The following is a 15,113-nucleotide window of genomic DNA, read 5'->3' as shown; positions in this document are numbered from 1 at the left end:
TTAAAAAAAATATAGGTGTCCGGCAAAACGCAATGATGATTTGTTGGCTATTCGCTCAGAGCGGCATCCATGTTCGCTGCAGCACGGCGTCCGTCGCCCATTGCGAGGATGACTGTCGCACCGCCGCGGACGATGTCTCCGCCGGCATAAAGTCCCTTGTGGGAGGACTCCATGTTGTCGTTGACGACAATGGTGTTCTTGCGTCCGAGCTCCAGTCCTGCCACAGACTTAGGCACAAGCGGGTTAGGAGACACACCGACTGCCACGACAACCTGGTCGACATCTATCGTTATGCGCTTGCCGGTATCAACAGGTGAGCGGCGACCGGAAGCATCAGGCTCTCCAAGCTCCATGACAGCGAGCACTGCCTGCTTTACAGCACCGTTCTCATCGCCGATGTACTCGACAGGATTATGCAGCGTAAGGAAGTTTATACCCTCCTCCTTTGCGTGCTTAACCTCCTCCAGACGTGCCGGCATCTCTGCCTCTGAACGACGGTAGACGAGAGTCACATCAGCACCGAGACGCTTCGCCGTGCGGCAGGAGTCCATCGCTGTGTTGCCTCCGCCGACAACAAGGACGGACTTCGCAGGGTTGAGCGGTGTGTCCATTGTAGGGTTGGCAGCGTCCATAAGGTTGACGCGTGTGAGGTATTCGTTGGACGACATGATGTTCAGGAGGTTCTCTCCGCTGATGTTCATGAAGTTAGGAAGACCTGCGCCTGAGCCGACAAAGATGCCCTTGAATCCCTGCTGTTCAAGCTCGTCGACAGATATTGTCTTGCCGACAACGGTGTCTGTGTAGAATTTCACACCGAGTTTGCGGAGGTTGTCTATCTCAAACTCCACGATACTGTTAGGAAGACGGAACTCAGGGATGCCGTATTTCAGCACACCGCCTATCTCATGGAGAGCCTCGAAGACATGAACCTCATAGCCTTTCTTCACCATGTCGCCGGCAAAAGACAGTCCTGAAGGGCCTGAACCTACCACAGCCACCTTGATGCCCTTGGCAGGTGCACACTCAGGGAGTGCCGCCTTGCCGCTCTCACGCTCATAGTCGGCAGCGAAACGCTCGAGATAGCCGATAGCCACAGCCGGCTCATTCATCTTCAGATGTATACACTTTGACTCACACTGCTTCTCCTGCGGGCATACACGTCCACAGACAGCAGGGAGTGCAGAGGTGGATTTCAGCACTTTGGCGGCAGCGAGGAACTCTCCTCGCTCTATGTTCTTGACGAAAGAAGGGATGTTTATGCTTACAGGACAGCCCTCCACACACTGCGGTTTCGGACAGTCAAGGCAGCGTTTGGCCTCAATGAGAGCCTGCTCAGGGGTAAGACCCTTGTTGACCTCCTCCGTGCGGGTTGTGGCACGATAGACAGGGTCAAGCTCCGGCATCGTCACGCGCTCGATGGCAGTACGCTCCTTTGGCTTCATCGACTTGCGCAGTTCCTCACGCCAAGGAGCGTTGCGGTCAGTCAGTTCCGACAGCGGAGCATCGGCGGAGTCTGTGTTTTCCGCAGTTGCGGCGACAGCCTTGCAGGTCTCCTCCGCATCGTTATTGTCCGCAAGGTGCTCGGCGAAATGCTCCAGTTCGTCACGCTCGGCATTCTTGAATGTGCCCATGCGCTTCAGCATCTCGTCCCAATCGACAAGTGATGCGTCAAATTCCGGACCGTCGATGCAGACAAACTTCGTCTTTCCGCCTATGGAAAGGCGGCACGCACCACACATTCCCGTGCCGTCGACCATGATAGTGTTGAGCGACACCTCTGTCGGTATGTCATGCTTCAGGGTGGTCATCGACGCGAACTTCATCATTATCGCAGGACCGATGGCTATCGCCTTGTCTATATGCTCTTGCGCTATGAACTTCTCCATGCCCACGGTCACGACGCCCTTCTCGCCCTTTGAGCCGTCATCGGTCATGACAATCACCTCGTCGGAATGCTTTCTTATCTCGTCCTCAAGGATTACAAGCTCGGCTGTGCGTCCTGCAATGACAGACAGTACACGGTTGCCGGCAGCCTTCAACGCCTTGACGATAGGCAGCAACGGTGCTGTGCCGACACCACCGGAGGCACAGAGCACAGTGCCATAGTTCTTGATTCGTGTGGCGTTGCCAAGAGGTCCGACGATGTCAAGGATAGTGTCGCCGGCATTCAGGCGGCAAAGCTTCTTGCTTGACAGTCCCACTTCCTGAACCACAAGTGTTATGGTTCCTTTGCCGGTGTCAGCGTCCGCGATGGTCAGCGGCATGCGCTCACCCTTCTTGTCTACACGTACAATGACAAAATGCCCCGCCTTTCTTGACTTTGCAATCAGCGGTGCTTCAACCTCGAAAAGGAAAACCTTCTCGGAGAATTGTTCTTTTCTAATGATTTTGTTCATGTTATAGTGGTGTTTTTATTTTATCAGAATTACAGATATTTGTTCACTTTTCCGACAATCTCCTCCGGCTTTATGCTGTTCAGGCAGGCATAGTCGCCACGCAGGCAAGGCTTGTTGCCGTAGATGCTGCACGGGCGGCAAGGCAGTTCCGCCTGCACAATGTCCGTCTCGCTCTGTCCCCAGCCCATGAAGCCCGTGAACGGATGCGTCGCTCCCCAGATGCTTACGACCGGTGTGCCGACAAGGGATGCGAGGTGCATGTTGCCCGAGTCCATTGTCACCATGCACTTCATGCACTTCATCACGGCAAGCTCATCGCCCATGTCACGGCAGAAATCTCCGGCATACAGCACATTGTCATACATGCTTTGCCATGTGCTGAACTGCGCTTTGTCCCTCGGTCCGCCACCGAAGAGATAGATGTTGAGGTCCGGATGCTGCTTTGTCAGCAGTTGAATCACTGTCTCCATTTTGCCGACTGGGTAGATTTTTCCGTCATGTGCGGCAAAAGGAGCTATGCCGACAGCCTTTTCCGGGATTCCGACAGGCGGCTCTTTCGGTGCCAAAGGAGCTTCCTTTGGAATCTCGAAATCCAGTCCCAGCCGGCTGAACACTGCCTTGTATTTCTCGAAGGAAGTGGCCTGCTGCATGAGGATTTTGTCCTCCCGGCGTGTTATTTCCTTCCTTGCGGCGCGGTTCTTGTCGATATAAGATACAGGGATGCCCGCCACGCGGAAACGCAGACGGGCATATTTTGTGCGCAGGACATCATGCAAGTCTGCCACCATGTCCGGTTTCAGTGCACGGAGGTCATGATAGACATGCCTCAGTCCGTTGATGCCTTTGTAGCGGCTGTCTTTCAGGTTCATCCCCACAAATTCCACATTCGGTGCAAGTCCCTCGTAGAACGCCTTGGCAAACGGACGGCTGACCATGATGATGTGCAGGTCAGGGCGTGCCATGGCAAGAGCCTTGACGACGGGCACTGTCATGGCTACGTCGCCGATGGCAGAGAATCTTATGCAGAGTAGTCTCATTAAGTTGGTTGCGGGTTGGAGGTTAATGGGTTGTTGGGGATGAGGGTGGTGCAACATGACTTATCGTTGTTGCAACATGATGCACCATGCTGAATCACGATGCGGCATGACTTCATGATAAAACATGTTGAATCATGAGAAATCATGTTTGACCATGAGACATCATGTTGCACCACCCTATCCACTGCAACCCATTAACCCCGGGTGCTTATTTCTTATAAAGAACAGGGTTTGTTGACGGGTCGTTGTACATCTTCATCTGTCTGTATACCTTCATGTACTTGCGTCCTGCCTCGATGTCGGCAAGGAGCTGGTCGATGGCAGTAGGGAGGTCGACGTTCTGTTCGAGCAGCACATCGAGCTTTGCCTTGCACTTCGCCTTGTGTTCCGGTTGCGCATCATCGCGCTCCACCTGTTCCTTCATGTGGTAAATCTTGAGTTGCAGGATAGAGAGGCGGTCAATCGCCCATGCCGGCGACTCAGTGTTGATAGTCGCACCGTCAAGGACTTGCACATCGGCGTACAGCTTCAGGAAATAAGAGTCTATCTGTTCCACAAGGTCAGTGCGGTCCTGGTTGGACTTGTCGATGCGCCTTTTCAGCACGACAGCCTCTTCCGGAGCAATCTGCGGGTCGCGGATGATGTCCTCAAAGTGCCACTGCACGGTGTCTATCCAGCATTTCAGATACAGCCGGTTCTCTATTGTTCCCTCCTCGTAAGGGTTGTTTATCGGGGTGTCTACATTGTCTTTCACATGGTAATCGGCAATGGCGCGATTGAAGATGTTGATGGCGTTTTCAGTAAAACTCATAGCCTTGTAGTTTGATTATTATCTTTTGCAAAGGCAATGCAAACCGAGTGCAGTGGAGCTTGCTCAACACTGCCGAGGTGCAGCTTGCCTTCTGCAAAGGTAGTCATTTTTAGTGATTTGTCAAAATAAAAAGGAGCTTTATTCGGCATTCTCAAGAAAAATGAGTAATTTTGCACTCTGAATTAATAATATATTATGGCAAAACTACCAGAAAATGCCTTCCGCGAGCTGAAGGAGGGTGAAAATTACGAGCCGGTACTCTCCCCGAAGGAGAGCCATCCGGAGGTTAATGTGTGGTCCGTATGTTGGGGATTGCTCATGGCGGTTGTGTTCTCTGCCGCGGCGGCGTTCCTCGGCTTGAAGGTGGGACAAGTCTTTGAGGCAGCCATTCCCATCGCCATCATCGCCGTGGGAGTGTCCTCGGCGACGAAGCGCAGCAAGGCTTTGGGCGAGAATGTCATCATCCAGAGCATCGGAGCATGCTCGGGAGTAATCGTGGCGGGCGCGATATTCACGCTTCCTGCGCTATATATCATTCAGGCGAAGTATCCGGAGGTCACGGTAAGTTTCATCCAGGTGTTCCTCTCCTCCCTTCTCGGCGGCATCCTCGGCATACTTTTCCTCATCCCGTTCCGCAAGTTCTTTGTCAAGGACCAGCACGGAAAGTACCCTTTCCCCGAGGCAACCGCCACGGCACAGGTGCTTGTCAGCGGTGAGGAAGGCGGCGGTCAGGCGAAGACATTGCTCACTGCCGGCGCGATAGGCGGCATCTATGACTTCCTCGTCTCTACGTTCGGCACATGGGCAGAGGCGTTCTCCACACGTGCCATCCCTTACGGTGCGGCTCTTGCAGAGAAGGCAAAGTTAGTGTTCAGCATAAACACCAGTGCGGCGGTTCTCGGACTCGGCTACATCGTAGGCTTGAAATACGCGGCGATAATCTGTGCCGGTTCGGCAGTCGTATGGTTCGTTCTTGTTCCGCTTATGCCTTTCCTTGGCGACGAGACACTGCAGATGCTCAACCCGACCTTTGACCTTGCCGCCCTCGGCAGCGTCACGGACATGTCTCCGGAACTGATTTTCAGCACTTTCGCCCGTCACATCGGCATCGGCGGCATAGCCATGGCAGGTCTCATCGGCATCGTGAAGCAATGGGGCATCATACGCAGCGCCATAGGACTTGCGAGCCGTGAGCTGAAAGGCTCGGGCGCAACAACCGGCAAGGTGGAGCGCACACAGCAGGACATCTCCATGAAAATCATTGCCGTAGGCGTGATTATAGCCCTTGTGGCGACATTCATCTTCTTCTATGTCGGTGTGGTTGACTTCAACCTCATGCACGCTGTTGTCGGCATTCTCGTTATCGGTGTGATAGCGTTCCTGTTCACCACCGTGGCAGCCAATGCCATTGCCATTGTCGGAACGAACCCTGTTTCGGGCATGACCCTCATGACCCTCATCCTCGCTTCCGTCATCATGGTTGCCGTGGGACTGAAAGGCTCTGCCGGAATGGTGGCTGCCCTTGTCATGGGCGGTGTGGTCTGCACGGCATTGTCCACGGCAGGCGGCTTTGTGACCGACCTTAAGATAGGCTATTGGCTTGGCACGACACCTAAGAACCAGGAGATGTGGAAGTTCCTCGGAGTGCTTGTCAGCGCTGCCACCGTGGGAGGAGTGATGATTGTCCTGAACAAGACTTTCGGCTTTGTGGGCGAGAATGCCCTTGTCGCTCCGCAGGCAAACGCCATGGCAGCGGTGATAGAACCACTGATGTCAGGCACGGGTGCGCCATGGCTACTGTACGGAATCGGTGCTGTGTTGGCATTGGTTCTCAATTATGCCGGTGTCCCTGCGCTCGCCTTCGCCCTCGGCATGTTCATCCCTATGGAACTTAACGCCCCGCTTGTCGTGGGTGGCGCGATAAACTGGTATGTCACAACACGCAGCAAAGACAAGGCAGTCAACGAGGAACGTGGCGAGAAAGGCACGCTCATCGCCAGCGGTCTGATTGCCGGCGGAGCATTGATGGGCGTTGTTTCGGCGTTCATCCGCTTCCTCGAGTACGACTTTGTGAACACCGTATGGCTTGAGAATCCGATGTCGGAAGTGGCGAGTCTCGCGGTGTATGTCCTCCTTATCGCCTACTTTGTTAAGGCAACGAAAAAGTAAGGGTTGGCATCCACTTTGCAAAGTGTAACCTTTTGCCGCACGAAAGGTTACCTTTCGCCCTGTCAAAGGTTACCCTTTGCATAGTAAAAGCTAACCTTTTATAACTCTTTGAAACATAAGGTGTTACATAAAGTGCAATTAATAACGAACAAAACGAAAACAGATATATGTACCTTTTCACATCAGAATCAGTATCGGAAGGGCATCCTGACAAGGTTGCCGACCAGATAAGCGATGCTCTCCTTGACCAGTTTCTCGCCTACGACGAGAAGTCCCACTGTGCCATAGAGACATTTGTCACCACCGGACAGGTGGTCATCATGGGTGAGGTTTCCTCAAAGGAATATGTTGATTTGCAGACCATTGCACGCAGAACCATCAACAGAATCGGCTATACAAAGTCCGAATATCAGTTTGACGGCAACTCCTGCGGCATCATGACCGCCATCCATGAGCAGTCAGGCGACATCAACCAGGGTGTCTCCCGTGCCGAGGAGGACGAGCAGGGAGCAGGCGACCAGGGCATGATGTTCGGCTATGCCACCACGGAGACCGACCGCTATATCCCTGTCTCACTGGACATCGCCCATCTTATCATGAAGACCCTCGCCGAAATCCGCAAGGAAGGCAGAGAAATGCTGTATCTCCGCCCGGACTCAAAGTCACAGGTGACTGTGGAATACAGTGACGAGGGTGTGCCGCAGCGCATAGACACCATTGTCGTTTCCACACAGCACGACGACTTCGACGAGGACGAGGCGATGCTCGCAAAGATACGCGAGGACGTGCTCAACATCCTTATGCCGCGCGTGAAGTCACAGCTCAGGAGCGAGAAGATGCTTGCATTGTTCAACGACGACATCAAGTATTTCGTCAACCCTACCGGCAAGTTTGTCATCGGAGGGCCACACGGCGACACAGGACTCACCGGCCGCAAAATCATTGTCGACACTTACGGCGGCAAGGGAGCGCACGGCGGCGGAGCCTTCTCCGGCAAAGACCCTTCAAAAGTTGACCGTTCTGCGGCATACGCTGCGCGCCATATCGCCAAGAACATGGTTGCCGCCGGTGTTGCCGACGAGATGCTTGTGCAGCTCGCTTATGCCATCGGTGTGGCACAGCCTGTCAGCATTTATGTTGACACCTACGGCAAAAGCAACGTCAAGATGACGGACGGCGAGATAGCGGAGAAGATACGCCAAATGTTCGACCTCCGTCCGAAGGCTATCGAGCGCGCGCTGAAGCTCCGCCGGCCTATCTACAGCGAGACAGCCGCCTACGGTCATGTGGGTCGTGAGAGCAAGGTTGTCAGGAAGACATTCACCTCACTCTACCACGACACAAAAGAGGTGGAGGTGGAGCTGTTCACATGGGAGAAACTCGACCGTGTGGAGGAGATAAAGAAAGCGTTTGGCATTAATTAATGGTTTTGGTCAGTATTGTCATTATTGGCAGTTATGTCAGTACTGACCGGACAATACTGTCAATAATGACAACTCTGACAATATTGACAAAACTGTCATTACTGACCAAAGAAAAACAACCAACAACCATTGCTTCAGGAAACAGATTCCATACAGAAAGCTGTCGAGACGGTACCCGCGACCTTGTCGCCTGACTCCGTCGAGAAAGAGCAGATTCCCGACTTCACCTCCAAGAAAAGCCACTGGGAGGTGAAGGTGGACTCTGTCCTCATGCCTGACGCCGGCGAGGAAGTGAAGGCAGAGGTGAAGCCCCTGCCGAAATACTACAAGGAATCTTTCTTTGCAAAGGACTCCCTTCTGCACAGCGAGATTCACGGCGGACGCTACGGCATCCCCGGCGACCCTGTGCCTTACACGATACAGAGGGACGATGTTCTCACCCCGGTGCTCATCTTCCTCGTCTTCCTGCTGATGTTCTCCGCGAAGCGTTCATGGAGAACTTTCCGCATGCAGGCGAAGCATTTCTTCCATGATTTCCGCAAAGGCTCTATCATGGAGAAGGAGTCCATCGCCGGCACTGTCTACCTTTTCTTTGCCGGAGTGTACACCATGGTGATTCTCTCGCTCCTGTTCTACTTCTATGCCAAGGCATATATTGCGGAGGTGTATGTGACACTCAGCGAGTACACCCTCATGGGGTTCTTCTTCGCCAGTGTGCTAAGCATGTGGGGATTGGAGACAGCACTGCAGCAGTTTGCCAACTATGTCTTCTTCACCCCTCGCGACCGCTCGTTGTGGACGGCAGTGAAGATGATGTCAACGGCATGGCTCGGCATCCTGCTCACCCCCGTGTTCCTCCTTCTCGCCTACTTCAAGCTTAACGAGGGAAATGCACTTATATATGCGCTGATTGTCATTATATTTGTCAAATTATTGCTGTTTTATAAGTGCTTCCTCATATTTTTCAAGAAAAGAGGTGCATTTCTGCAGATTTTTTTGTACTTTTGCACACTTGAAATTGTGCCGCCATTGATATTGTGGGGTATTTTGGTAACTATAGCCAACTATCTGAAAGTAAATTATTAACTTAGATGATGATAAAGAAAATACTTGTTTCGCAGCCGAAACCGTCGGGAGACAAATCCCCGTATTTTGATATAGAGCGCGATTACGGAGTGGAATTGGTTTTCCGCCCATTCATTAAAGTAGAGGGAATCAGTTCAAAGGATTTCCGACAGCAGCATGTCTCACTCGGAGCTTATACAGCCGTGGTGTTCACATCCAAGCATGCCATAGACAATTATTTCGCACTTGCCAAGGAGCTGCGTGTGGAGATACCGGAGACAATGAAGTATTTCTGCACCACGGAGAGCATTGCACACTATATCCAGAAATACGTGCAGTACCGCAAGCGCAAGGTGTTCTTCGGCGAGTCCGGCAGGGTTGACGACCTCATTCCTTTCATGACAAAGCACAGCGGAGAGAACTATCTCGTGCCGCTGAGCTCAGTGCATAACGACGCCATAAAGGATTTGCTTGACAAGAACAATCTGAAGCATACGGAATGCGTGATGTACCAGACTGTCAACGATGACCTTACCGACGAGGAAAAGGAGAATTTCGACTATGACATGATTGTACTGTTCAGCCCTACAGGTGTGAAGACACTCCGTGACAACCTTGACGACAAGGTCAGGGACGGCTCGCTGAAAGTGGCAACTTTCGGTGTGGCGACAGCCAAGGCGGCAGAGGCAGAAGGCTACGAACTCGAGGTCCAGGCTCCTACTCCCAAGCAGCCATCAATGGTCGGAGCACTCCGTGCATATCTCCGCGAACTTGAGGACTAAGGCATGTATAACCTCCGCACATGCCCTGTAGGCAGGAAAAGCGGAGGCTTGTGCAGCAAGCAGCCAAGCAAAAGCATCACCATAACCGAACAAAACAAAAGCATACATTGAAAAGACTGTCATTATCGCCACGCCTGAAGAGCAAGTCGCTCATCGACGAACTCTTCACAAGCAAGAAGAGCAAGTCCCATACAGTTTACCCGATAAGGATGGTAAGTCTGGATACGGACATTGCCCAAGGTGCTGCAGGCTGTGGCGGAAAGGACGATTGCCCGGTCATGGTGCTGTTCTCTGTCTCGAAACGCCATTTCAAGCATGCCGTCGACCGTAACAGGATAAAGCGGCAGATGAGGGAGGCGTACAGGCATTGCTGCGCGAAAAACAAAGAAGAGGCACCCGGGATGCAGCCTTTGGTTCCTCAGGGGAAAAGGAGGCTGATAGCATTCATATGGCTTGCCGGCAAGCATTTTGAATCAAAAAAGGTTGACAATGCCATTAGCAAAGCTCTTGAAAAACTGCGTTAAGTGGCTGCTGCTTGCCCCGATATGGTTTTACCAGCATGCCATATCACCTTTTACTCCGTCAGCCTGCCGCTTCACGCCGACCTGCTCGGAGTACATGCGACAGGCAATCATCAAGCACGGATCGGTGAAAGGGCTGTGGCTCGGCATAAGGCGCATACTGCGCTGCCACCCTTGGGGCGGCTCCGGATATGATCCTGTGCCGTGAGATGAGGCAGTATTGCAAACAATATCAATATTGCCAATACTGTCAATAATGTCAATACTGACAAAACAAAAAAAACATACATACAATGAAGAACTTTGTAGAAGAACTTAAATGGCGCGGAATGCTCGCGCAGATAATGCCCGGAACGGAAGAACTGCTCCAGAAGCAGATGGTGACGGCATACCTCGGCACCGACCCTACGGCAGACTCTCTCCATATCGGCCACCTATGCGGAATCATGATGCTGCGCCATCTGCAGCAGTGCGGTCACAAGCCTATCATCCTTGTCGGCGGTGCTACAGGCATGATTGGAGACCCTTCCGGCAAGTCGCAGGAGCGCAACCTCCTCGACGCCGAGACTCTCTACCACAATCAGGAGTGCATCAAGAAGCAGGTTGCCAAGTTCCTTGACTTCGACGCTGAAGGAGAGAACGCTGCAGAGATGGTCAACAACTACGACTGGATGAAGGATTTCACCTTCCTTGATTTCGCACGTACCGTAGGAAAGCACATCACCGTCAACTACATGATGGCGAAAGACTCCGTGCAGCAGCGCCTTAACGGCACAGCACGTGACGGACTGTCATTCACAGAGTTCACCTACCAGCTCCTGCAGGGCTACGATTTCCTCCACCTCTATCAGGCAAAGAACTGCCAGCTGCAGCTCGGCGGCAATGACCAGTGGGGCAACATGACCACCGGAACGGAACTTATCCGCCGCACTCTCGGCAGCGAGACAGAGGCGTATGCCCTCACTTGCCCTCTGATTACAAAGGCTGACGGCAAGAAGTTCGGCAAGACAGAGTCCGGAAACATCTGGCTTGACCGCAACCGCACCACACCTTACGCTTTCTACCAGTTCTGGCTTAACGTAAGCGATGATGACGCTGAGAAGTACATAAAGATATTCACATCACTTGACAAGGAGACAATCGACGCCCTCGTCGAGGAGCATAAGAAGGACCCGGGCTACCGTATCCTGCAGAAACGCCTCGCGGAGGAAGTGACAGTGATGTGCCATTCAAAGGAAGACCTTGAGACAGCCAAGGAGGCTTCAAACATCCTCTTCGGCAAATCCACCAAGGATTCTCTCCTGAAACTTGACGAGCAGACCCTCCTTGACGTCTTCGCAGGCGTGCCGCACTATGAGATTGCCAAGGCGGACATCATCGGCAAGGCAGCCATTGAGTTGCTTACCACCGATGCACCGGTGTTCCCGTCAAAGGGCGAGATGCGCAAACTGACTCAGGGCGGCGGCGTTTCAATCAACAAAGAGAAGCTCTCCGACCCTAACACAGTCATCACCGAGGCTGACCTTTTGGACGGAAAATACCTGCTTGCGCAGCAGGGAAAGAAAAAATATTTCCTCATTATAGCGAAATAATGCCAAATATTGCATGTAATACAAATATTTTTTGTACCTTTGCAGTCAAATAACAGGATGTCTTCCTTTTAGCCCTACTTGTGAAGGAGGCTTTGCTTCCGGAACTTTATCGGGAGGAGGGCTATGAAGACAGAATATCCTGTTTTTTAGGATTGTCCCATGGTGTAATGGTAGCACAACAGGTTTTGGTTCTGTTTGTAGAGGTTCGAATCCTCTTGGGACAACGCAATGCGAGATGAACAGACACCGTTCATCTCGCATTCTTTACCGGGAAGCACTAAAAAAAACAAGCATGCCCTAAATTTGATTTTACTAATTTCTTGGTATTGTTGGAATGCGGAAATATTAGTAATTTTGCACTCGGAATTTTTTAATATTAACAAAAGGTAAATAGAATCATGAAAAAGACTTTTCTTTCAACCTTACGCGGCTTTGCTGCCTGCGTAATGGCAGTGTTCGTAAGTGTGGCATTCTCAGCTTGTTCAAGTGATGACGACGAGCCGGTAATCCCTGCTCCACAGACTTTCACCGGACAGCTTTCCACAAGCATTCCTTCAATGCCGGCATTTGAGCCGGTCGTCGGTGAGAATTCAGCTGTTGTCACTTGGGAGAACCCGGAGCAGACTTTGGCAACAGTGAAACTCGGTGCTTTCGATATAGCAGTAAAGACACCTATGGGTGAGCATTCTTACAACATTGGCGAGATGACAATTAGTGGTGTGCCTTGTGTGAAATCAGGCAACAAAATTACGATGAGCAAGCCGGAGTTTGAATGTCAGGCAGGTGATTTTGTGACAACAGGTTCGCTTGAAGGAACGCTGGAGAACGGCACATTCACTCTCACACTGCTGTACAAGCCGGGCACAATGCCGTTTGAGGTCCGGACTGTGTTGGTCGGAAAATAATTTGGTCACGAGGTGATAAGTAATTTGCAATAGTTGTTTTTACTTACAGCTCGCAACCATTTTCTTTTGGATTTCTTATTCTTTTTGGAGTGAAAAGCATAAGTCAGAGAGGTTGTTGGTTCGCTATGCCCCCTCTTTCACTTATGCTTTTCCCTCGAAATATATTTCAATTATACTTTTGTTGACAGACTTGGTGCCAAGTGCAGCGTTAGTGTTACGGTGGTGATGGTCATCGTCCGCCGGCTTTCGATGTGTCGACGTTGGCGTCAGCGTTGATGAGTTTGTCGGCACTGCGCTTCTGCCGTCCCCATTGCAGGTTGTAGCTGATTTGGATGTAAGGCATTCGCATGTCGATTCTGTCGTGCTGCTCGTTGCTGTTCCATTTGCTGAGAGCCTTATGGCCACGGTCGTATTTGCCGAAAGGCATTATCACGCCGGCGGAGAACTGCCAGCCTTTCATGTTGTAGCTCAGGTCGATGATGTTGATGTCCTCGCCCCATGAGATTTTCTCTCCCCACAGGTCGCGCTGTGCACGGATGTACTGTCCGCTGAGGACGAAGCCCCAATGCGTCAGTTGCAGTGAGGCGTTGCCGCTCCATGCGTTGTTGTGGTGCTCGTAGTCAGTGCCCCGCATGCGTTCCGTGCGGTACTGGAGGTAACCGCTCACGTTCAGCCACCGGGGTATGACCTCTATCTGTGGCGCAAGGAAGAACGAGAGGTTCTGCAGGCCGCGGCTGTTCTCGTAAGTAGTCAGCAGTCTGTCACCTTCCCACAGGAACATAGGGGTGATGGCATTAGGCGAGGTGAAGGCGCGGATGCCGAAAGTGCCGCTGACGCGTGGCAGATTGAAGCCGTAGCGGAAGGTGAGCATGTAGGAGTTTGCCGTCTTCAGGTCTTGGTTTCCCACACGCCACTGGAAGCCGTCGAGCTGCTGCGGCACGATGTTCGTCTCCGAGAGTGAAGGCGTGGACTGCCACGACGTGAAGTTAAGGCGGAAGTTGTGGTTGCGGTTTGGCGCATAGGTCACTGTCGCCTGTGGCCTCGGGCTCCATGAGTGAGTGCCAAGGCCGGACTCCTTAAAGAGAAAATCAGTATATTGCACGCCCATTCCCGCCGTTGCCGACCACTTGCCGAGGCGTTGGAAATATTCGGCGAACAAGTAAGTCTTGTCCTGCCGTTGGTGGAACAGTTGTCCGTCAAGGCTTTCATAGCGTGAGCGGTTGCGGTTAGCGTTGTAGGATGCTCCGGCGGTGAACCGTGAGCTCTTCCAGTTCTTTATGTAGTTGGCCTCCACGGCATACGCCTGGTTTCGGTCTTTTATGTTTGTGTGGATGTCCGTAATGTAAGTTTCCGTGCTGGGAAAGCGCTCCAGATAATCCGAAAAAGTGCGTCCGGAGTAGAACGAACCGCTAAGGCTGACGATGAGCATCTGCTTGTTGCGGAAGTTCTGCTGCCAGTAGAGGGAAAGGCGCGGAGTGCTTCCCTCCTTTCCGTTAGAGTCAGTGAGGTCGATGTCGCTTGTGCCGTCGCTCAATGAGAGTTGTCCGTGGTAGAGTTCCTTCTCCCTTATGTTACGGTGAAAGCCGAACTCCGCCATGAAGACTGTTGTGTCAGGCTTTATGTAGTTGTAGGAAGCCCATGCGTTAGCCGTTGTGTAGTCCATGTATCCGCCCAGCGGTGTCTCGTCCCGGGTGAGCGAAGTGCCGTCGGTATAGGTGAATGTCTCAGAATAGTCACGGTAGGTCTTTATCTTGTTTGTCAGCTTGAAATTGCCACCGACTTCCCATTGCGAGCGTCCTGTGTTGAACTTTGCGTCCGCCATGTAGAAGCCCCATGCGGTGTTCAATGCCGGCCGTGCGTTAGCCATCAACGAGCCTCCGACGGCAGGATTGGTGACGATGATGTTGAGCACATAGTTCGCGCCGCCGTACCGCAGACCGGGATTGTCTATCCATTCCACGCGCTTTATTGTTTCAGGCAGCAGTGTCCTCACCTGTTCTATTGAGGAGACTCTGCCGTTGATGCGCACCTGCACCGACTGTCCCGCCGCCTGTATGGAACCGAGAGCGTCGCTGACCGTCAGCGAAGGAATCATCAGATTGTTAAGCAGTTGCATGCCGTTCTTGGAGTTTTCGACAGCACTTTTGGACGGGTTGTAGATGTCCATGTCCGCTTTGCGTATGACTTTGGACGCTTTTACGACAACTTCCTGCAGCTCACGTGTCAGCAGAGTGTCCTGCGCCTCCTGCGCCATGGCTGTTGCTGTGCATAATGACATGGCGAGGAATGGCAGTATTTTGTTTGATTTCATGTTCTCTGTGTTTGTAAAAATATGTGATGTTGCTTGGTACGGTCGTACTAAGTTTTGGATTTCACGATGCAAATATACTTATTTTTCTTTATATTACTTA

General features: G+C 52.2%; 12 protein-coding genes and 1 tRNA gene. 9 read left to right on the top strand and 4 right to left on the bottom strand.

The window, feature by feature from the left end; genetic code table 11:
* Positions 1-47: 47 nt before the first annotated feature.
* From HPS57_RS11325 to HPS57_RS11315, 3 genes are all read right to left on the bottom strand, one after another.
* Positions 48-2,396: a bifunctional dihydroorotate dehydrogenase B NAD binding subunit/NADPH-dependent glutamate synthase gene (locus tag HPS57_RS11325; RefSeq protein ID WP_172183153.1), complete on the bottom strand. Its 2,349-nt coding sequence runs from the start codon at positions 2,394-2,396 to the stop codon at positions 48-50.
* 29 nt (positions 2,397-2,425) lie between these two features.
* On the bottom strand, positions 2,426-3,433 hold the full coding sequence (locus tag HPS57_RS11320) for a glycosyltransferase family 9 protein (protein WP_172183151.1): 1,008 nt from the start codon (positions 3,431-3,433) through the stop codon (positions 2,426-2,428).
* Positions 3,434-3,641: 208 nt separating this feature from the next.
* The gene (locus HPS57_RS11315) at positions 3,642-4,244 is read right to left on the bottom strand and encodes a DUF4254 domain-containing protein (RefSeq protein ID WP_172183150.1); all 603 of its coding nucleotides are present in this window, start codon (positions 4,242-4,244) and stop codon (positions 3,642-3,644) included.
* A gap of 195 nt (positions 4,245-4,439) precedes the next feature.
* Here HPS57_RS11315 and HPS57_RS11310 point away from each other — a divergent pair, with 195 nt between their 5' ends.
* From HPS57_RS11310 to HPS57_RS11270, 9 genes are all read left to right on the top strand, one after another.
* Positions 4,440-6,413, top strand: a complete 1,974-nt coding sequence (locus HPS57_RS11310; RefSeq protein ID WP_172183149.1) for an OPT family oligopeptide transporter — start codon at positions 4,440-4,442, stop codon at positions 6,411-6,413.
* A 167-nt stretch (positions 6,414-6,580) separates the two neighbouring features.
* On the top strand, positions 6,581-7,837 hold the full coding sequence (gene metK, locus HPS57_RS11305) for a methionine adenosyltransferase (RefSeq protein WP_172183148.1): 1,257 nt from the start codon (positions 6,581-6,583) through the stop codon (positions 7,835-7,837).
* 129 nt (positions 7,838-7,966) lie between these two features.
* Complete coding sequence (locus HPS57_RS11300) at positions 7,967-8,923, top strand: DUF4271 domain-containing protein (RefSeq protein ID WP_172183147.1); 957 nt, start codon at positions 7,967-7,969, stop codon at positions 8,921-8,923.
* 8 nt (positions 8,924-8,931) lie between these two features.
* Positions 8,932-9,684, top strand: a complete 753-nt coding sequence (locus HPS57_RS11295) for a uroporphyrinogen-III synthase (RefSeq protein ID WP_172183192.1) — start codon at positions 8,932-8,934, stop codon at positions 9,682-9,684.
* Between the two features lie 107 nt (positions 9,685-9,791).
* Positions 9,792-10,208, top strand: a complete 417-nt coding sequence (gene rnpA / locus HPS57_RS11290) for a ribonuclease P protein component (protein ID WP_172183146.1) — start codon at positions 9,792-9,794, stop codon at positions 10,206-10,208.
* Positions 10,174-10,413, top strand: coding sequence for a membrane protein insertion efficiency factor YidD (gene yidD, locus HPS57_RS11285; RefSeq protein ID WP_172183145.1), 240 nt, complete (start codon positions 10,174-10,176; stop codon positions 10,411-10,413). The genes rnpA and yidD overlap by 35 nt, the downstream gene beginning before the upstream one ends.
* An 85-nt stretch (positions 10,414-10,498) precedes the next feature.
* Positions 10,499-11,797, top strand: coding sequence for a tyrosine--tRNA ligase (tyrS, locus tag HPS57_RS11280; RefSeq protein WP_172183144.1), 1,299 nt, complete (start codon positions 10,499-10,501; stop codon positions 11,795-11,797).
* A gap of 153 nt (positions 11,798-11,950) precedes the next feature.
* A tRNA-Gln gene (locus HPS57_RS11275) sits at positions 11,951-12,021 on the top strand.
* Positions 12,022-12,195: 174 nt separating this feature from the next.
* Positions 12,196-12,702 (top strand): calycin-like domain-containing protein, encoded by a 507-nt coding sequence (locus tag HPS57_RS11270; protein WP_172183143.1) that lies wholly within the window; start codon positions 12,196-12,198, stop codon positions 12,700-12,702.
* A 229-nt stretch (positions 12,703-12,931) separates the two neighbouring features.
* Here HPS57_RS11270 and HPS57_RS11265 read toward each other — a convergent pair whose 3' ends face one another.
* On the bottom strand, positions 12,932-15,013 hold the full coding sequence (locus HPS57_RS11265; protein WP_172183142.1) for a TonB-dependent receptor plug domain-containing protein: 2,082 nt from the start codon (positions 15,011-15,013) through the stop codon (positions 12,932-12,934).
* Positions 15,014-15,113: the final 100 nt, after the last annotated feature.

Origin of the sequence: Palleniella intestinalis (genome assembly GCF_013166595.1) — a bacterium.
Classification (GTDB): Bacteria; Bacteroidota; Bacteroidia; order Bacteroidales; family Bacteroidaceae; genus Prevotella; species Prevotella intestinalis.
This window is presented reverse-complemented; position numbering and strand designations above follow the sequence as displayed.